Annotated in this window: 14 protein-coding genes; 1 reads left to right on the top strand and 13 read right to left on the bottom strand. The window is 63.2% G+C overall.

Going from position 1 to position 19,820, the window contains the following annotated elements; all coding sequences use genetic code 11:
• The coding region (locus tag ACRDTB_RS30430; RefSeq protein WP_431435623.1) for a transglutaminase-like domain-containing protein at positions 1-2,004 on the top strand (2,004 nt) is incomplete at its 5' end.
• A 62-nt stretch (positions 2,005-2,066) separates the two neighbouring features.
• On the opposite strand, the gene ACRDTB_RS30425 is transcribed toward ACRDTB_RS30430, so the two are convergent.
• From ACRDTB_RS30425 to ACRDTB_RS30365, 13 genes are all read right to left on the bottom strand, one after another.
• Positions 2,067-3,482 (bottom strand): serine/threonine-protein kinase, encoded by a 1,416-nt coding sequence (locus ACRDTB_RS30425; RefSeq protein ID WP_431435622.1) that lies wholly within the window; start codon positions 3,480-3,482, stop codon positions 2,067-2,069.
• A 102-nt stretch (positions 3,483-3,584) separates the two neighbouring features.
• Positions 3,585-5,630, bottom strand: a complete 2,046-nt coding sequence (locus ACRDTB_RS30420) for a hypothetical protein (RefSeq protein WP_431435621.1) — start codon at positions 5,628-5,630, stop codon at positions 3,585-3,587.
• Positions 5,627-6,445: an AAA family ATPase gene (locus ACRDTB_RS30415; protein WP_431435620.1), complete on the bottom strand. Its 819-nt coding sequence runs from the start codon at positions 6,443-6,445 to the stop codon at positions 5,627-5,629. The genes ACRDTB_RS30420 and ACRDTB_RS30415 overlap by 4 nt, the downstream gene beginning before the upstream one ends.
• Positions 6,442-7,887 (bottom strand): hypothetical protein, encoded by a 1,446-nt coding sequence (locus ACRDTB_RS30410; RefSeq protein WP_431435619.1) that lies wholly within the window; start codon positions 7,885-7,887, stop codon positions 6,442-6,444. Before ACRDTB_RS30410 ends, ACRDTB_RS30415 begins: the two co-directional genes overlap by 4 nt.
• A 56-nt stretch (positions 7,888-7,943) precedes the next feature.
• A complete protein-coding gene (locus ACRDTB_RS30405; protein WP_431435618.1) occupies positions 7,944-8,933 on the bottom strand; it encodes an oligopeptide/dipeptide ABC transporter ATP-binding protein in 990 nt (329 codons plus the stop codon).
• A complete protein-coding gene (locus ACRDTB_RS30400) occupies positions 8,930-9,946 on the bottom strand; it encodes an ABC transporter ATP-binding protein (protein WP_431435616.1) in 1,017 nt (338 codons plus the stop codon). The genes ACRDTB_RS30405 and ACRDTB_RS30400 overlap by 4 nt, the downstream gene beginning before the upstream one ends.
• A 2-nt stretch (positions 9,947-9,948) precedes the next feature.
• Positions 9,949-10,710, bottom strand: a complete 762-nt coding sequence (locus ACRDTB_RS30395) for an ABC transporter permease (protein ID WP_431435615.1) — start codon at positions 10,708-10,710, stop codon at positions 9,949-9,951.
• A gap of 131 nt (positions 10,711-10,841) precedes the next feature.
• Positions 10,842-11,786, bottom strand: coding sequence for an ABC transporter permease (locus ACRDTB_RS30390; protein WP_431435613.1), 945 nt, complete (start codon positions 11,784-11,786; stop codon positions 10,842-10,844).
• A gap of 97 nt (positions 11,787-11,883) precedes the next feature.
• The gene (locus ACRDTB_RS30385) at positions 11,884-13,200 is read right to left on the bottom strand and encodes an ABC transporter substrate-binding protein (RefSeq protein WP_431435612.1); all 1,317 of its coding nucleotides are present in this window, start codon (positions 13,198-13,200) and stop codon (positions 11,884-11,886) included.
• A 349-nt stretch (positions 13,201-13,549) separates the two neighbouring features.
• The gene (locus ACRDTB_RS30380; protein ID WP_431435611.1) at positions 13,550-14,857 is read right to left on the bottom strand and encodes an alpha/beta fold hydrolase; all 1,308 of its coding nucleotides are present in this window, start codon (positions 14,855-14,857) and stop codon (positions 13,550-13,552) included.
• Positions 14,858-15,508: 651 nt separating this feature from the next.
• Positions 15,509-16,639 (bottom strand): MFS transporter, encoded by a 1,131-nt coding sequence (locus ACRDTB_RS30375; RefSeq protein ID WP_431435610.1) that lies wholly within the window; start codon positions 16,637-16,639, stop codon positions 15,509-15,511.
• Positions 16,640-16,960: 321 nt separating this feature from the next.
• Entirely contained in the window at positions 16,961-17,683 is a 723-nt protein-coding gene (locus tag ACRDTB_RS30370; protein WP_431435609.1) for an ATP-binding protein, read from the bottom strand.
• Positions 17,684-17,849: 166 nt separating this feature from the next.
• A complete protein-coding gene (locus tag ACRDTB_RS30365; protein WP_431435608.1) occupies positions 17,850-18,842 on the bottom strand; it encodes a cupin domain-containing protein in 993 nt (330 codons plus the stop codon).
• Positions 18,843-19,820 lie beyond the last annotated feature (978 nt).

Raw genomic sequence — 19,820 nt, 5'->3', positions numbered from 1 at the left:
GACCTGGTGCTCGCCACGGTCGCGCCGGCCGCGGTCGCGGCGGCGTGGGCTCTGTGGGTTCGACTGTGGGTCCGGCGGCCGCGCGCGAACGACGGCCACGTGCCGGCCTGGGCCGTCCTGGTGGGCGTGCTGGCGGTGGTCGCCGCGACGGCGGTCGTCACGCATCCCGGAGCGGCCGTGCTCTCCGGGCCGTACCGGCTGCTCACCGGCGCGTTGCCGCTGGACCCGGGCGGGCCGGAGCTGGCCGCGGTCGCGGCGGTGACCGGGTTCGCGGCGCTGGTCGGCTGCTATCTCGCGCTCAGTCGTCGCTCGGCGCTGGCACCGGCGCTGCCGGCGCTGGTCTGCCTGCTCGCCGGGTTGGGCCTCGCCGCGAGCGTGGGTGATCCGCCGGCCTGGTACGCGCCCGCTTTCGTCGCGTTGGCCGGCCTGCTGCTGCTCGCCGGCCGGGCCGGCGCGGGACAGGGGGCGCGCGGCATCAGGTCGCGGCTGGTCGCGGCCGGCGTGCTCGTGGTCGGCATGGTCGCGCCGGCGGCGGTCGCGACGGTGGCGCCGGGGATGGGTGCCCGCGAGCCGGCCGACCTTCGGTCGCTGGTCGCCGCCCCGGTGCGGCCCAAGGCGAGCGTCAACCCCTTCGCCCAGTACCTCGCCCTGCGCAACGGCGAGCTGAACGTGGACATCACCGCGTCGGCGTCGGCGGAGATCGGCGAGCTGCGCATGGTCACGCTCACCGAGTTCGACGGCCGGCGCTGGTCGGTCGGTGGCGACTACCGTCGGGCCGGGCACCGGCTGCCACCCGCCAAGCTCCCCACCGGCGGTGCCTCGACAGTCACCGCGAACATCGGGGTCAGCCCTCGCGGTGCGCTCGGCTGGTTGCCCACGGCCGGGCGTGCGACCGAGATCGACGTCGCGGGCCTCGGCGTGGAGGAGGCCACGGGTGACGTGGTGGTCCCGGCCGGGACGAGCGCGCCGGCCTCCTATCGAGTCACCGGGGCCGAGCCGGTGTTCGAGCCGGCCGACCTCCTCGGCGACGGGCCGGCCCCCGCGGCGACGCCGCCGGCCGTCGAGCTGACGCCGGAGATCAGGGGGTTCATCACGCGGACCGCGCCGGAGGGCATCCCGTACGCCCGGCTGCGCGCGCTGCGCGACGCGCTCAAGAGCGCGCCGTTCGGCGAGGACCGCCTCGACGACGCGGCCGGCGGGCATTCGCTGTACCGGATCAACGCGCTGCTCGACGACCACCGCGGCACGAGCGAGCAGTACGCGTCCGCCCTCGCCGTGATGTGCCGCGGCCTCGGCTGGGATGCCCGGGTGGTGCTCGGCTTCCGCTTCGACCGCGCCAGGACGGTGAAGGTCACCGGGCGGGACGTACACGCGTGGGTGGAGGTGCGGTTCGCCCGGCACGGCTGGGTTCCGGTCGACCCGACGCCCGAGCAAGCCAGCTCCGACCGCGACGACGGCCACCGCGCACCGCCCCGGCACGACGATCCCCTCGCCTCGGCGCCCGCTCCGGACCAGCCGCCGCCGCGGCCGGGCGACCACGCCGGACCGGCAGCGTCCACATCGGACTCACCGGCCGGCCCGCCGGCGTGGGTCGTCGCCACGGTGGCGGTGCTCGCCGGGCTGGTCGTGCTCGCGCTGACCGTCCCCGTCGCCAAGACCGTTCGACGCGCCCGGCGCCGCCGTGCCGGGACGACGCGAGCCCGCGTCATCGCCGCCTGGCGCGAGGCACTCGACGCGATCGGCGACGCCGGCCGGCGGCTTTCTCGCGCGGCCACGACCGGTGAGGTGCTCGCGGCCCACGGCTCCATGGCTCCCGCGGCGATGCGCACCCTCGCACGCAGCACCGACTTCGCGGCGTTCGCACCGGACGGTCCGACCGACGACGATGCGATCGCCGCGTGGGCGAACAGCGACGACATCCGCAGGTCCGCCCGCGACCGGCTCCGACGTTCCGCGAGGATCCGCGCCGCGCTCGACCCCCGATCGCTGTTCGCCAACCGGTGAGCCGCTGACGCCCGCCTCGGCGAGCTCACGAAACCGTCCGATGTGGTCACCGACCGTCTCCGTCAGCCGCTGCCCCCGTCCCCGCGCGGCTGGCGGCAGTTGACCCCTGGCTCCGGCTCCGGGGTGTTCGGTTGGAGCTGCCGCTGCTGAGCCAGCAGCCCACACGTCGGTAGCCGGTACTCCGTGCGCAGGTCCTGGAGGAACCCGCGCGCGTCGGGTATGCCATCGAAGGTCCGCGAGCCCGACCGCACCGTGTCCTGGCCCGCCGCGGTCAGGTCGTCGACGTAGAACTTGCCGCACGTCGGCACCTCCGGAGGACACGAGCCCTGCACCTGGGTGTGCTGGGAGACGCCCAGAACGCTGCCGCGCTTCCCCTGGAAGATCGCGATCTCCCCGCCCCGCCCCTCGCCGACGAAGTACGTCCCGTCGTTCACCGCGATCAGGCGCATCGCAACCACCCCACCGCCGGCGAGCATCAGCAACACCACGGTGAGCAGCACGAACAACTGGATCCGTTTGCGTCGCTTCGGTTTCGGCCCCGGCCGCGACCTGGCCGGGGTGCCGCGAACCGGTGCCGTGCTGGCCGACGTGATCGCGTGCGTACGCGACACCGGCCTCGAAGCGGACCCGTACGACGACGGCGTCGGCTCGTCAGGCTCGCGCACCGCCGGACGCGAGAGGTCACCATTCGCGGACCGACCATCCGGCACGAGGCCGGCCAGCACGCCGGCCAACGCGCCGGCGAAGGCCGCAGCGTCCGGCCACCGACGCTCGCGGTCCGGTTCCAGTGCGCGGACCATGACCTGCTTGACCTTCTTGGGCAAGTCGATCCCGCGCACATCTCCGGCGTCGTACTTCGTCCCGGTCAGCAGGTGGTAGGTCAGCGCTCCCAGCCCGTAGACGTCGGCGCGCACGTCGACGTCCAGCCCCAGCTCGGCCTGCTCCGGTGCCATGTAGCCGGGGGTGCCCGCGGCGATGGTGTACCCCGACGCCTGCGCGACGTGCTTGGCCACCCCCAGGTCGCTGATCACGATCCGCTCGCCACCCGGTGAGCTCTGCACCAGCACGTTCGACGGCTTGATGTCGCGGTGCACCACCCCGAGCCGGTGCAACACCGCCACCGCACGCGCCGTCTCGACCGCGAGGCGCAGCGCCTCCGGCACCGGCAACGGGCCGGTCATCAGATCGGCCACGGTGCCGCGGTCGGCGTAGGACATCACGAAGTACGGCCGGCCGTCGGGCAACTCGCCGATGTCGTACATCCGCACGACCCGATCCGAGTCCGCCCGGCGCAACAACCGCGCCTCCCACACGAAACGGCTGTGCACATCCGGCACGGTCGCCCAATTGTCGGCCAGCACCTTGATGGCCACCGGCTCGCCGAGCAGGTCGTCGAAGCCAAGCCACACCGACGCGAAGGCACCGCTACCGAGAAGCCGCGAGACTCGGTAGCGGCCGATCCGCTCAGGTCGCCGCACGCCGACATCCTGCCGCATCCGCCCGTCACGGTGACCATGAATCTCGCAAGTAACGTCGCCCGCCGTGACCGACTCGGGCACACCGTCGGCGACCGCGCCGGCTCACCCGCCGATATCTGCGTACAGATCAGCCAGGCAGCCGACAACATCCACCGCACTCGCCGCGGTAGCGACTCGAGGATCCTCATCCAGCCGTGAGTCTGTCAACGACCCACCCGACACGACAAGGAGACGCACTCGCACACCCATCGCCTCGACGTCGCTCATCGCCTGGATCGTATCCTCCACGGCATACGTCACAGGCGCGGCCGACTCGACATGATCCCCGTAGTCGGTATCGAACGGCAGGCCATCCGTCACAACAAGCAGAACCTTCGTCGCCTGGTCTGAACGGGCAGCGAAAATTCCCAAGGTGCGGATACCGGCAGCAACACGACTCCGCCCGGCAGGGCGGATTTTCGGAAATTGGTGACCAGGTGTGGACGCGTTGCCCCGTGCCAGGTATTCGAGCCGCACATCTGAACGTCCATACGACCGCACGCTATAGACTTCGCAAAGATGATCCGCGCGGGAGAGAACCGTCGCAAACGCGGCCGAGGCGTCGACTGCCAGCTCAAGAAAGGATGCGGATACCCGCTTGCCATCCGTGCCGACTTCGTCAGTTCGACGTGCCGTGGAAACACTGGCGTCTATCAAGCACATCGCGAGCACGTCAGGAGCACTCCTAACGCTCTTCGCATAGAACCGCGGATCCGGACTGAGCCCAGGCACCCGGGACTCGACCGAATAGGACACATACCGATCGATTTCGATCTCCGGTCCGTCGGCTACACCGGAGAGCCACGAAAGTCCCTCACGCGGCCACCGCGACACCGCCTGTTCAAGCATCTTCAGAGGTCTACCACTGGAGTAGCGCTCACGAATCGGTCTCGCTTCGCCAAGGTCAGGCGAAGACACGCTGACCGTGCACCAACCGCGAAGATAGCGTCTGGCGAAGGAGTCCCACTCATCGATCGCAACAGAGTTCGCGACGCCCACCTGTGGAGGCGACGGGTTTACGGTCTCAACCCGCTCCGCCTCCTCGCCGGCACCCTGACTTTCCTCAACCAGCCACGGCGATTCCGCCGCACGCCTCCTCTCCAGCTCAGCTGGATCAACCGACCCGTCGGGTAGGTCGACCTTCCTCATCGTCGGCCCGTAACGAGAACTTCGGACAGTTGTACTGTCGGGATCCAACAGATAGACGGCCTCACGGACGCGGCCAGCCCCGGCATAACCGTAGTAACGACCGAAATGCTGGTCCCGGTATGTAGGACGTCTGATGCTGCCGTCCCATCGGGCCTCACCCTCGCCGCCGGTCGAACGTATCCGTGGAGTAGCCGCGAGATCCCGCAACCACGAGAAGAGGGCAGTGCGGCTCGCGTCCGCCGCGATCTCAACGCCTAGCGGCGAGTTGGCTGCGGACAAGTATGGAAGCTCAAGGGTAATCCTGTGCAAGAACAGCGAACCAATCAACACGTCCTCGAACGGCGAAGTTGCGCTACAGACACCCGTCACAATGGTCGCGACCTGACCCAACAACGCCGGCCACTCTTGAGAAGAGGACTCCACCGAGCAACCAAGGCTGAGTCGATGGATCTGATCGCGCATAAAGGCGCGTGGATGTGCTGGCGATTCCGGACCAGATCGAGCCGCCTCTATCTGACGTAGCTGATCGATCTCGTCCCCGCAGCCTGGCAGGTCCGCGGTCAGTCGTGCTTCAATTCTCAGATCCTCAAGGGACTCTAGGAGCAACAGGAAATGATCTCGCCCCGGCACATCCAAGATGCGCCCGACATCCTCTTCCCACTGCCTGCCCAAGTCGCAGACACACGACTCCACCCACGGCACGCGTAGATCATCGGGCCAGAAGGCTGTGGCATCGAGCGGGGATATTCGTCCCGTTCCGTATCGGGCATGAGCAGCCCGGTGAAGCACACCTCCTCTGAGCTGCCTCCAACGGAGGACCGCGTCCCCTCCGGCGTCATACCCAAGTCGCTCCTTAGAGCTCGCCTCGGAGCTTACCGTGAACTGCTCTGCGACTCCCGAGACGGCGACATATACCAACGAGAGAATCTGCTCCTCGTCGGCACTGGAGCCGACCATCATTCTCCGCCTCGCGGAACACCGAACACGAATGGCACCAACTCGCGCAGCGCAGAGCGCAGCGCGACGTCGTCTTCAGCCAGTGGCAGCGCTACAGCCGAGGCAGCTCGAGCCGGCGCCACGCCGCGCACGACCAACTTGCCCATATGCACCAAACCACGAGTACTCAGTGGTTCACTCCCCCGGTCAAGTGTCATCCGTCGATGCTCCGTGCCGAATTCCACGAGCTGCGTCGCGACCGCGGCCTCGATACCGGACTCATGCCGTATGATCCGTGACTCCAAGTCTGGATTGGCATACGACAACTCGATAGGAACAAATCGTTGCCTGGTCGACTCCTTCAACCGCTTCTGAGCAGAATGCAATCCGGGATTGTGAGAAGCAAATAGAACAAATCCGTCCGGAGCTTCAAGCAGCTCGCCTGTGCGATCGATGAACAGCCTCCGCCGATAGTCTGTCAGAGAATGCAACAGGACGGTAGTATCTCTGCGTGCCTCCGTCACCTCGTCCAGATAGCACGGGATACCCTCTCTGACTGCCGACGTCAGCGGTCCATCAATCCAACGAGTTCCACCATCCTCAATCAGGTAACGCCCGGTCAGATCCCACGAAGCCAAATCGTCGTGACACGTAACCGTAACGACATTTACCCTACCGTTGGACGACACCTCACCGCCCCGCAAGACACCGGCGACATGCTCGACGAAGCGCGTCTTCCCGCAGCCTGTCGGTCCAAGTACCAGTATCGCCAACCCACACCGCGCGGCCGAAAGGGCGATCTCCACTTCGTCGGAGCTGCTTTCGTAGTACGTCTTCACAATTCCCCCGCAACCTCAGCGCGGATCACGGAGACGGGGTCGTTGCCGTAGTCCTGCATATAGTTTCCGGGCGCGTTGACACCTGGGATATGAGGGACCCAGTCGTACTCGAGCCAGTGTTCCCCACCAAGGGACGACGCCAAACGGCGCACATCTGGATCGTCCAGCACAGTCAACCAGCCCTGATCGATCAGATTGACCCAGTTGCCAGTCGACCTTTGCTTGATCTTCCACGTAGGGGAATAGACATGCACATGTGGAAAATGCATGGTCGGCAACTTATTGTCTCTGGCGTACGACAGGAACGTCTCATCCCAATGCTCTGCACCGAAGCCGAAGTGAACGACACCGGCTCGCAGACGTTCAGGAAGATTCGTCCATGAATCATGGGACTCCCAAAGGCCCTCGGCGTTGCGATGCGCCTTCGGGTTGGTCCCGATGGACGCGTCGTTGAAGAACGCCCATCCTTTGTACGGAAATCCTGGATACTGCACGTCGGCATAGCTTTCGACGACGTCTCGCCAAAGCTTTCCGTAGCGCCCTCCGCCTCGGATATTTGAAATCATCCCGCGCTCGATCGTCACTTCAATATGTGGGAAGAACCCGGTGTGATTGGCCGTTCCCGCCACAACGCCGTTGAGCGTGGGCATGAACTGTTTGGCCTCGTTCAAGAAGGCGTCCACTGGCCGGGCGAAACGCACTGCCTGGATAGTCGATCCAAGCAGGTGTCCCGGCACGTTACCGCCCTGCGGCCAAAGCCGGGCCTGCTCCTCCGTCACACGCCACGAGACGTCTGTTCCCTGAGGATCAGTGATGTGCACCTCTTCGGCGTCGCCAAAAAGGGCTAGTGCCTTTTCATCTATGAGCCGCCACAACTCGTCCGGAAACGACGTAGCTCGTGAAATCAGACTCTCGTATTTGGAGTAAAGCCACTGCCCTTGCATCGCCCCACCGGCCGCCCGCTGCCAATGCGCCTTCGAACCCGCGCCTCCCGCGTAGTAGCCGGTTACCGCAGGCTGGTCATCAAGGAACTGCTTCAGATAGTGGGCCTCAAGGTTGAAGGTCACCCCCTCCGCCAACATCGGCTCGAGTCGATCGGTGATCTCGCGCCAACCATCGGCCGCGGTGTGCATCCGCAGGTCCACGCCGACGTCACTTAGGAAGACGTGCTCCACAGATGCGGCACCCTCTTCAACCAGCGCCTGCTTTATGGCGTCCAAGACCAGCTCATTTTGGTCCGGAAATGTGACGATCAACAGACGAGCGCCACTAGAAATCCGCCCGTCGCCGAACGGAGCGCCAGACTGAAACGAGCTGTAGGAATAACGGTTTCGCACTCTCGTACGTGCTAACGGCAGCACCTGCTCCACACTACTGAGGCGCTCTTGGAACAGATATTTCGGAAACCGCGGCGTGACCGCGTCCCCATGGTCATACGACACAAACTACTCCTTTGAACTCTACAGAAGGGCAACGGGTCAACAACCGCAATGGCAAGTTACCGAGGATCTGGATGGTGACAGAACATGTGCCAGTCCGGCCCCAACGCCACGAGCGGCGGCTCGGCCTCGGCGCAGACGCTGGTCGCCAGTGGACAACGCGTCCTGAACCCACAGCCGCTCGGCGGGTTCTTGATCGACGGTATCTCGCCCTCGATCGGCGCTGGCAGGCCCTCGGCCGTCCGTCCGACGTCCAGCACCGAGGCCGCCAGGGCACGTGTGTACGGATGCCTCGGGGACGCCAGGACTGCGTCCGACGGGCCCACCTCTACGATCCGGCCCAGGTAAAGAACCGCCACCCGATCCGTGACGTGGCGAACTGCACCCAGGTCATGCCCGATGAACAAGAAGGCAGCCCCGGTTGACGACTGCAGATCCGAGATGAGGTTGAGAATCTGGGCCTGCACCGACGTGTCGAGTGCCGAGACGGCTTCATCCAGGACCACGAGGTCCGGTGTGGGAGCAAGCGCCCGAGCGATGGCAACCCGCTGCAGCTGCCCCCCAGACAACTCGGCGGGGAACCTGCTGCCGAACGTCGTGGGGAGGCCGACTGCCTCGAGCAGTTCGGCCACACGGCCCGACCTCGACTCAATGCCCTGCACACGCAGCGGCTCCTCCACCAACGTACGAACGCGCAGACGCGGGTTCAAGGATTGACTCGGGTCCTGAAAGACCATCTGTACGTGCTTGCGCAACGCACGAACGACCGATCGGCGCGGTCGAGTGAGGTCCATGCCGGCCACAGAAAGCCGCCCACCGGAAGGCGCATGAAGCGCCACAAGCAGGCGGGCTATGGTTGACTTTCCGGATCCGGACTCGCCCACAAGGCCCACTGCCTCTCCAGCGGTGATCCGTAGGTCCACCCCCCGGAGTACGCGAACGCCGGCTTTTCCACGACCAAGCCGGCCGGTCGTCTTGCCGAAGACCTTCGTGACCTCCTCGGCGTCGACAATGACCTCCGATGAGTCGGCGGCGACATGCGGTTTCATTGAGCCCCCAGGGTTCGATAGCTGACGTCAATCTGGGGTATCACTCTGTCCGGATACAAACATCGGCTGACGTGATTTTCGCCGACGTCGATCAGCTCTATACTGCCGGTTTCGCACGCCGTGTCCGCGATCGAACAATAACCCCGGTACCAGCATCCACTTTCGGAAGGGCTCGCGCTGCTCCTGCTAACAATTGTAGGCAGCCGTGCCAATCTCGAACCATTCACTGACGGGATAGCGCCGAACAGGGCGGCCGTATATGGCATCTTCGGATTGGTCAGCAACTCCTTCGGGGAGCCGATCTCGACCACTTGACCTGCGTAGAGAACAACGATCCGATCTGCCAGGAAGGCCGCCTGCCCGAGATTATGTGTCACGAGCAGCAGGCTCATTCCCCGTTGTCTGACCTGATCCATAACGAGCCGGAGGATTTGGTTCCCCACGGTCACGTCCAGCGCCGCAGTTGGTTCGTCAGCAAGAAGCGTCTTCGGCCGACACGCCAAGGCGATGGCAATCATCACTCGTTGACACATTCCACCGGAAAGCTCGTGGGGGAACGCGTGGAGCCTGTCTTCGGCATCCGCAATGCCAACTGACTCCAAGCTGCGCAAGGTTGCCTGGGCCAGTTCCTTCCCCGATAGGCCCTGGTGTATTTTGAATGCCGCACCCACCTGCCGTCCCACCCGCATCATCGGATTCAACGAGGCGCGCGCGTCCTGGAATATCATCGCTATCTGGCGGCCTCTGATGTGCTGCAGTTGCTGCTTGCTCATGCCGTAAAGATCGTGACCGCCGACCAGGACAGTGCCACTCTCCACCAACGCGGGAGGCCTGCGCAGGAGCCCACCAACCGCGAGCGCCAGCGTCGACTTCCCGGACCCAGACTCGCCTACGACTGCGACGACTTCGCCCGCGGCGATCTCGACCGAAACATCGTTGAGTGCTTGATGTCGGCTCGTGGCGGCGGCATACGAGACGCTGAGCCCTTCGACCAAGACATCTGGCGCAGTCACGGTCATGCTCCTTCCGCGTCACGCTTGCCTCGCAGTAGCGAGTCGCGCATTTCATCCCCGAGGAGACTGAGGGAAAGGACCAGGCTGGTCAACGCGACGGCCGCGGGCCAGATAAGCCACCAGGCGTTATAGATGAAGATCCGACCGTCACTTATCATCGAGCCCCAGCTGGCGGTGGGTGGCGGCACACCCACTCCGACGAAGCTCAGCGACGCCTCCGAAAGTACCGCGGTAGCGAACACGAAACTTCCCTGGACGAGCAACGATGGGACCAGGTTGGGCAGGATGTGCACAAACATCACACGCAGGTCGGAGCAGCCTACGACTCGCGCGGCCGCGATCAGATCGAGTTCGCGAAGAGCCCTGGTCTCCCCGAAGGAGGTTCGGATGAACAGAGGTGCCAAGATCACCGTGAGGGCAAGCACCATCTGCCATTCACCTTGCCCGAATATCGCTACGAGAGCAATTGCGAACAGTATCGCTGGGAACGCCATCAACCCGTCAGTTATACGCATCGCTACGGCACCGAATCGGCGGTAGTAGCCGCTGAGCACCCCGAGCGTTACGCCGATGCCCAAGGAGCACAGAGTCACCATCAGCCCCACGAACAGCGAGACTCTGCTTCCGGCGACAAGTCGCGACAGGATGTCACGACCAAGGGCATCGGTCCCGAGAAGATGCTCGCCACCAGGTGGCATCAGTCGATTCACCGGCGCGGTGGCGTTCGGGTCGTTCGAGAGCAGGAGCGGACCGATCAACGCCACGGCACCCCAGAAGAGGACGACCCCTAGGTACAGCCGAGCCCAGCCCGACAGGCGCGGCCGCCTGGTCTCACGAGGTGTGGCGCCTTCCGCGGCGGCCGATCGCGCCGTTCCGGACGTCGTCGCAGGTCGACTCATGACGCGCGGAGCCTAGGATTGATCGCCGCTTGCAGCACATCAACGATGATGGTCACCACGACATAGGCCATGGTCGTGACCAGGAGGACGCCCTGTAGAACAGGGACGTCACGGTTCTGAACGGCATCAATAGTGAGACGTCCGAGGCCGGGAATGTTGAAAACCATCTCCACGATCACCGCTCCAGACAGCAACGACCCGAAGGTGACACCGATTACAGACAGCGTAGGCCCCGCGGTATTGCCCAACGCATAGCGCAGGATCAGGGGACGCCGGCTGACGCCGATGGACCGGGCAGCCAGAATGAAGTCAGACTCCATTATTTCGATCATGCTGGATCTCATCATCCGAGCAATCAAAGCCGCTTGCGCGCTCCCCAGCGCTAGCGCCGGCAACACCAGTGTCAGCAGGCTCTGGACCAGGCCCGCCTCCAAGGGTACGAATCCCGTTGCCGGCAGAATGCCCAGTCCTACCGCGAACACCACTACCAGGCCGAGAGCCAACACGAAGTTCGGAATCGCAGTTCCCATGATGCTGAGAGTCATGAGGACCCTGTCGAGAGCGCGACCCCGGTGCAAAGCGGCGAAGATTCCAGCAGTCAACCCGATCAAGATCGCGATGGCTTGGGCAAGCATGGCGAGGAGTACTGTCGGCTGAGCGTGCGACAGAATCGCCTCCCACACCGATTGGTGCAGAAACAGCGAATCGCCAAGGTCGCCCTGCAGGAGCCCTCCGGACCAGGCGAGGAACTGCTCGATGAAGGGTCGGTCGAGTCCCAATGCAGCATGTAGTCGGGCCACTTGTTCGGCCGTGGCGTCCGGCCCCAGAATCGCCTGTGCCGGATCACCGGGGGCAAGATACAGCAGTCCGAAACTCAAGACCAGGACGACCGCCACGACAGGCAGTCCAGCCATGAGCCTCCAACCGATGTATCTCAGCATGTCGACTCGATGCACGCAGCGCCCGGCCCCCCATGGCTTGCGATTAACATTAGTCGCCTCCGATGAGTAGGTTGCCGCCGCTGTCGGATACTGTCAGCTATCGACGCTTCCAGACGTTATAGAAGAACGGGAAACTCGCACCTTCGTGATACCCCTGGACGTCGACGGAATAGCCATTTACGTCCAGAGACTCCACAACCTTGATGTTGGGAACGTCCTTGAAGTAGAGCGACTGAATTTCGTCGAGGGTCTGTTGGATCTCACCCTCGTCAGCAGCAGTGAAGAGTTGCTCGAGAAGTCCATCCATCTCCTGGGAGCAGTATCCACCGTAAGTGTTGCCGCACGCGATCCAGGGATAGAGATCAGGGGTGGGAACGACACGGTCACGGGCCGTAATAATGTGCCAACCCTTCGCTTGCGGCCTGCGTTCCTGCAACGCGCTGAGCTCAACATTCTCGAGTTTGACTTTGATGCCCATCGCTTGGAGCTGATTGCTCAGGTCAAGAGCGATATTGTAGGTCTGCGGGGAAGCCGAAGTGGTGACGAGCTGGAGTTCCTCACCATTGTAGTCGCTTTGTTCTATCAGATTCTTAGCGGCATTGACGTCCGTAGCACCCCATGGATCGGTGTTGTCCTTCGAGTGAAGGCCTTCGGTCGAGGCCAGCATGCCTGGATCCGAATTCCAAAGGTCCGGTGGTCCCTGGGTCGCACCCAGGGACTCGAAATCGAGGCCAGTCAAGATCGCCCGGCGGAATACCGGGTCCGAGCTCGGCGCGTCCTTCGAGTTGAACAGGATCGTAAACATTCCCGCGAGCACGGTCGAGACTTTAAATCGCGGGTCGCTCTTAAATCGATCGTAAAGATCTACGGGCAGAATTTCTGCCCAGTCGAACTGGCCGCTTTCGAGACCCGCGACTCGCGCAGCCGCGTCGGGAACAGGCACGATCTTGATCTCGTCGAAGTAGGCGATCTTTTCGCCACCTTGGCCTTCGAAGGTGGCGGGCGCCGGCTTGTAGTCGTCGAACCGCGCCAGTGTGATCGCTACGTTCGGCTCCCACCCCTCCAGCTTGTACGGGCCCGTTCCGATGATCTGATCAGGTTCGAGCGGAGTATCGCCGGCTGCTTCGACGATAGAAGCAGGCAGCACACCGGCGCCCCGATCGGCCAGGATGTTGAGGAGAAGGCCGCTAGGACTGGTGAGTGTTAGTTCGACAGTCCGCTTGTCCGGGGCGGTCAGGGACTTGACGAACGAGAACAGTCGTTTTCCGCGAGGAGTGAGATCACCAAAAGCCTCGAGCGATGCGACGACATCGGCAGACGAGAGGTCTTGTCCATTGTGAAAGGTAACGCCGTCCCGGAGGGTGAACGTATAGACGAGACCGCCGGCGTCCACCTCGTAGTCCTCGACGAGCATGGGATGAGGCCGACCCTTCGTGTCAGTCTCGAATAAGCCCTCGACGATGTGAGCCCACACTCGGTGAGTCGCGGTGTTGGTGTTCGCGTGCGCATCGAGTGTGGTTGGTTCCGCGTTCGTTGCCAGAGTCAGCGTCCCGCCGAATTTGTCGTTTTCCGCGACGGAGGCATTCCCGCCACTGCCGCTCCCGGCACACGCGGCAGTCAAGAACAGTAGACCTGCCGCTGCGAGGGAGCTAGCCCTTCGAAATTTCACTGCATTTTCTCCTCGTGATCACGTCGGCATCAGCGAAGAAGATTCCGAGCTCAACGGGTTAGGTACTCGCAGGGGTTGGTACTGTACGGTTAGATTAGGAACTCAGGTCAAAGTAACCGGTTTCGATCGCGGTCGCCCATATCTTGGCAACGCTCGGAAGAATGCCGTAGGGCAATTCTTGCTCTAACTTCCAGTACTTGTGTACGCCGGCGCCATATTTTACGAGATGATGCCGGGTATCGGGTCGGTGTCGGCGAAGCCACGGGAGGAGAACGTTGTCATAGCGCTCGGGTGTATGGTCCCGGCTGCCCGCGGCGATGCCATACAGAAGAGGCGGAAGTGTAAAGCCCTCACTCGCGGTAAGCGGCCGGGTGTAGGAGGTGTACCGATCGACAAGCTGGGCGGTGGCCGCGCTATCCAGTTTGAGGTGTTCCGCAATTACCACCGCGGATCGCGCCAACGAATCTTGCACGCCGAATTGAATAATGTGCTGTGCCTTCATCCCTGGCAGTCGTGTCGCGGCGGCCCAGTCGTCGAGGATCTCCTCCATCACTTTGGGCAAACGGGTGTAGAGGCTAACGCCTTCCTCGGTGCCGCGATATCTGGCCAAGTCCCGCCAGGTCCTGATGGTCAGTCGGTTGAAGGGCTGGTCCCAGTTGTCCGGGACCATTTCGCGCATGATGCATCCGAATGGAGATGTCTCCGCGCCAAGGAGACCGCCCACGTTGCGGACCCGCTGGAGCATCATGTGGATGATGGGTCCGCCGGTTGAATGGCCGTGCATGTAGATGGTGTATTGGTCGTCTGGAAAGTACCGACCACAGAGTTGCTTGATGGCTTCCTCGTACGCCATCGGCCATGCCGCCATTCGTAGGTAGAATCGCGTACCAGGCTTTGCCTCAGCGAAGACGACGGTGCCGTAAGAACTGTGGAAGTTTTCGTCTCCGCGAAAGGTGACGACGGTGTACTCATCTGGGGCCACAGGTTCCTGTTTGGCCCATAGCGGCGTCCGCACGCTGCCGTCGGCCTCTATAGTCTCGCCGGGCCAGTCTCTGCTCTCGTCGAGAAGGTAGAGATGTCCGGGATACGTCAGGGTCACTACTCGGTATCCGTAGTAGCTACTCAGATGCTCGGCGACTGGCGCCATCGATCTGCCGTCATGTCCACCGCCGTGCAGGAGCAGCACGCCGATGTGTCTTCCATCCGGGCCGATGGCGACCTCCTGTTGGCTCGGCTCGAATACTTCGACGCCGATGTCCCAAGGCATGCCGGCCGACTCGATCTCGAACAAGTCCTCCCTGCGGCTTATGTCCAGTTTTGGAGACGCCAACACGTGCCGGGATTCCGCGATGATCGACTGTCTGTCGACTGCGTCGGGCGGCGTCCACTTCTGGGTTGGCACGCGATGTCTCCGTTCGAAATGTGACCTCGGCGGTCACCCGTTCGCCGTACCGTACATCGTATCAACGACCTGTACAAGACGGTGTTCGCCGCTGGTCCGGGGGCTTGTAGGCAGGTTGGGCGGCGCCTGCCAAGCAGGTAGGCGTACTTGGGCGGACCGGCGGTGCGTTCGTCATGAGATGCCACTTGCGCACGGCGACTTCGGCATCGGTCCAGGTGCCATGTCGTCGGGGCCACCGACGGTGACGCCGAGGCGGTCGCGAGTCACCGGGGTAGAGCGCGAGCTCCGAACCGGAAGATCTGGGCGAGCGCGGTCGCGCAGACGCACAACGTCCGTCGTCTGCTCGCCCACGCACGAATGCCTCTGGGTACGGTGCGAGACTCGGCCACCGGTGCCGGCCGACGCCGACCCTTGCGCAAGCACGACGGCGGCATCGAGGCCGAGCACGGCGGCGCCGAGGCCAGCCCGCGTCACAGCCCTATAACGTTTGCGCGCCGTTGGCTCGGCGACGTGAGCGAGAGCTACTTGGCTGGACTGTGCGGTGGCTGTCGGTCTCGCGCCCGGGTCACCCACGGTTGGAGCCGGCCGCCAGGACGCCCCGCCATCGTGGCGTGGGCTATGGAAGCCCGAGAGGTGCTCGCAACGGTGTCGTCACGAGTTGTGGTTCACAGAGCGACTGACACGGCCCCAAACGAACATCATCGCTGTCGCAGCGCTGAACAAGGCGGCGACCAGCAGCCAGCCCGCCGTATAGCTCCCAGTGTCTTCCAATACCGTGCCGAACAGCACAGGGCTAATCGAGTAGCCGCCCATAAAGCCAAGGACGACCCACCCGGTCGCGCGCCCGGTGTGCGTCGCGCTCGCCGAGATCGCGGCCAACATGGTGATTGCATTCCAGGTCGCGATGGTGGCTCCTGCGATCAAAACCCCGATCCATAGCCAGGCACGTCCATTCTGCGCCGCCAATAGCGCTAACACGCTGACCGTCGCTCCGACCGAAATAACCAAGAGTGGCAGGGCGACATGCCGCATCCGCTCGACCGTCCGGCTCGCCAGAATCCGTGCGACCATTCCTAACAGACCTATCGCAGCCGCAGCGGCGCCAGCCGTGGCGACGTTGAATCCGAGCGACTCGTGAGCGTAGAGCGGCAAGAAAGTAGTCACCGCGGCGCCGCCGGCTCCCATCAATAGCGAGTATCCGACCAGCCACCTAACCATCGCAGGCAGCGGCGCTCGAAGTCCACGACCTCGTGTGACGTTGCTGCGAGTCGGCGAACGCGGCAACACTCGGCAGGCAACAACGAGTCCGGATAGAGCCGCAACGGTCACAGCCACCAAAGACCATCGCCAACTTGTCGCCAACGCGAGCGAAGGTAAGACCAGCCCAATGACTAGTATTCCGGCCTGCACCCCCGATTGTTTTGCGCCAACGACAGTGCCTCGGCGTCCGGTCGGAACATTCTCCGATATGACCTTATTTGTGGCCGGGTTGTTCGCGCCATTGGCAGTTCCAGCGAAAACAAGGGCGAGAAGTAGCATCGCAAATGATGAGGCCACAGCCAGCAGGACCGCAGAAGCCGCTGTCAAACCGAATACCCCAAGCAAAACCCCCCTTCCACTGAACCGATCAACGACTTTACCCGCTAGCACCGCGAATCCAGCCGTCGACGCGGCAGCTGTCGACACCGCCAAGCCATACTCGGATCGGCCTATGTCGAGATCATCGATGATCAGACCGGACAGGACGGCAAGCGCCGGGAAGGAGTACGTGGAGATCGCCATAGCCGCGGCGAGGACTGTGATGAAAGCAAACCTCCATGCATTGGAACGGTCAGCGTAGTCGGGGGACCGAATCCCAAGCGGAGGAGTGCTCGCGCTGGTGCTCTCGCTCACGAGACTGAGGACTGAGCAGATCCGACGGGCGCACCGCCGGCATGCGTGCCGGAGACGCCGCCCGAATCCGTCGCCCGTGCGCCGACGGGCTGCCTCCTGGTCGCCATATTGGGATACGCCTGAGTGAAGCATCCTCCACTCAGGCTGACTACTGCTGCCTCGATGGCCACGACCATGCGTTCACCTTTACAGTACAAATATTTGCGTGGCTCAGCTCTTCGAGGAAGATCCAAGAATGGTCCTGGCATAATTCAACAACGCAAACTTGTGGGCATCACGCACGCTCTTTATGGAGCAGTCCGCCACCGCTGCCCTCGCGCGCTCCTCGAGCATGGGATGCTCCTCCTCGGCAATCCGACCTACCGCTGATCTCATGACTGCCGCCACGAGAAGGTCGTTTTCGGGATAGTCGACCTCATACTCCAGGAAGCGATCCCGGATGGCATCATCCACAAGGTCGATCTGGTTCGTGGTCAAGACCACGACGACGCGACTCGTGTCTAATTCATCAATGGAGTGAAAGAACGCACTATCCTGCAAGAAATGCCATTCCCTGGCATGCTGGGTCGACCGACTCATGAGAACGGACTCAACGTCATCGAACACAAGCACACTGCGACGGCCAACGATTCCGAAACCGGTCGTCGCTAGCTTGAAGATGTCCCGAATTCGCGCTTCACTTTCACCGTATCGCGGACGTGCGATCTGAACTCCGTCCAGCATGGCCAGTGCGACTTGGTAGGTCGCGCCCTGCCCTTGAGTTCCGACTCCGAGCTCAAATGCCAGCCGCTTTGCCAGCATTGACTTCCCCACTCCCGGCGGGCCAGACAGGATAAAGCCGTTGACCCCGTCTCTTCTGGCGTCGCCACTCCACTGATGCTGGACGATAACAAGCATCTCGTCGAGAATCCGGCGGTAGAAGTCGCCGAGCATCGCGGGGGCATCCCCATTTCCGCTAACGCCAGACGTGGCTAAGAATTCGGGCTGGACACTGGCATCCGTCACGAAGTCCGGCTCGGATTGCGAATGATGATGCCCCATCTGACGAACCCTTCCGTAGGCTGACTGCAGATGTCGGCGACGCTTGACGCCAGGCCGACTAGTCGAAGCTCCGCTCGCGGTCGCGCTCAATCGGCCCCGCCTCGATAGGTTGGCCGTCGCTGTCATAGATCCGCTGGCTGGTGAATCCTTCAGGCCAAATGTCAGTGAACCAGAATCTGATGCCGAACTGGATCCTCAGCTGTTTGATCGGGGCTGGATTGTTGTTGGTATGTTCGTGCTCCCACATCGCAGGAGGAACGTAGAGGACGTCACCCGCAGACCAGGCAACCTTTTCACCGTGCATATCCGTGTAGCCATCACCCTCGAGCGCGTACACGACCGCCTCGAGGTGTTTGTGCCTGCCACTATGATGGTAGGGCGGCTCTGACCAGAGGTGCGTGATGGCCACGCTTGTAGCACGGAACCCGTTTCCCGGAACGGCCAAATACTGTAGGTGATGGTGTTGATTGGCCACAGCCGCAATAGCACCTTGCGGTTCGAGCGATGGGTCCGTCGGGGCATCCTCGAGGTGAATTACCGCCCGAGATCCATCGGCGTAGTACTGTGACTCCTGCGAAGGAAACCCGCTGAGTTGAACTGGATCATTCGGTCCACAAGTTTCGAGCTGCTCAATGCGAGCAAGACGCACAAACCTTTCCAGATCGAAAGACATCGCTGAAAGGTAGAGGACTGGAACATCGCCATCATTGAAGTGCTGGTGTTCAGACCAGAACGGAATCTGAATCGTGCTGTTCTTGTGCCAGTCGAACCGCTGGCCATCAATGATACTAAAGCCCTCGCCTTCGAGGATGTGGATGGCCTCCTCGCCATGACGATGTTTTCCCGTGTGCCAGCCGACTGGAATCTCTGCCTTTAACACGTTGCTACCCATGGTGGCGAAGCCTTGCTGATTGGCGATCATCAACTTGACTTTTGCGTCCTGCGGGGTCGACACCCATGGTATGTCTCGATCTTTTGCGACCGTAGCCGACTCCTGGAACTCCGACTGAATTCGGGCGGGCGTTTCAAGCCACTCGTCGTAAAACGTCACTTTGAATTCCTCCATTTGCGACTATCGGACGAGCGATTCGGTTAGAGCGAGTCCAGCAGGGCCTCGCGACTCGCTCGATGGGAGCGACCGCAGGTGCCCAGGTCGGCGCCCCCGCGGTGTCCACACTGTTCACCCACCCACGCGCGTACGGTGACGATCCAAAGCCAGTGTACTGTACAATGTACCTGACGATGTACGGTAGGCTGCGCAGGAGTTATGTACTGCGACGACGCGGAGATCTCGGCCACCACGTCCATCCAGCCCTAGATCGAATTCATAACGGGCGAGCGACTGACGGACCTGGACGTGACGATCGACAACGCGCGCCGCAGTGGCCAGGGTGGGCGCGTCCGTGAAGATCGTCGATTCGCGCATCGCGCACTGGAATACCCGCCTGGCCGACACATCGCCGACCTGGCCTCGAGCAGCACGGGTGGCGAGATCTTCGCGGCTCCTCCCGCCATCCGATGTGGCCACGCGGCTAGCTGGAATGACGCTGCCCGCAACGGAGAACTGATGGATGCCGGTGCTGGCGCGGCCGGTCTCGACGACCCGTCGGCGTCGTGGCGTGACTCGCCAACACCCTCGGCACCCGCGACGTCGCGATGGAACCCGGCAACCTGATGATGACGGGCGCGGCCTCGCGTGGGTCGCGGCGCCCTTTCTCAAGCACAGCACGCCGGTCCCGGCGGTGTCGATCACCGGCAGGGCGACCTCGACACACCGGCCGCCACGCTTCTCCCCCACATTCCGCGCCGGCCCCGCCCGTCTCACCGACCGGGCCGGGCGGAGCTGGACTCTGCCGCTCCCCGCTCGTTCGTGTCGTGTACCGTACAACGTACTAACACGAGGGGCGGTGCGCGTGGGTGAGGCGGGTGTGCTGGAGCTGCGTGTCGTCGCGATGCGGTGGGAGTCGGCTGGGGTGGTGTCGGTGGAGTTGGCTGATCCGGAGTGGCGGTTGTTGCCGGGGTGGGAGCC

Source organism: Actinophytocola sp. (assembly GCF_050699935.1).
Taxonomy (GTDB): domain Bacteria; phylum Actinomycetota; class Actinomycetes; order Mycobacteriales; family Pseudonocardiaceae; genus Actinophytocola.
This window is presented reverse-complemented; position numbering and strand designations above follow the sequence as displayed.

Bases quoted from the DNA above. Each gene is read 5' to 3' on its own strand.
- ACRDTB_RS30405 (WP_431435618.1), bottom strand. From the start codon at position 8,933: ATGAAACCGCATGTCGCCGCCGACTCATCGGAGGTCATTGTCGACGCC.
- ACRDTB_RS30375 (WP_431435610.1), bottom strand. From the start codon at position 16,639: ATGGCGATCTCCACGTACTCCTTCCCGGCGCTTGCCGTCCTGTCCGGT.
- ACRDTB_RS30420 (WP_431435621.1), bottom strand. From the start codon at position 5,630: ATGATGGTCGGCTCCAGTGCCGACGAGGAGCAGATTCTCTCGTTGGTA.
- ACRDTB_RS30370 (WP_431435609.1), bottom strand. From the start codon at position 17,683: ATGCTCGGCGACTTCTACCGCCGGATTCTCGACGAGATGCTTGTTATC.
- ACRDTB_RS30385 (WP_431435612.1), bottom strand. From the start codon at position 13,200: ATGCTCGTCGAGGACTACGAGGTGGACGCCGGCGGTCTCGTCTATACG.
- ACRDTB_RS30390 (WP_431435613.1), bottom strand. From the start codon at position 11,786: ATGCTGAGATACATCGGTTGGAGGCTCATGGCTGGACTGCCTGTCGTG.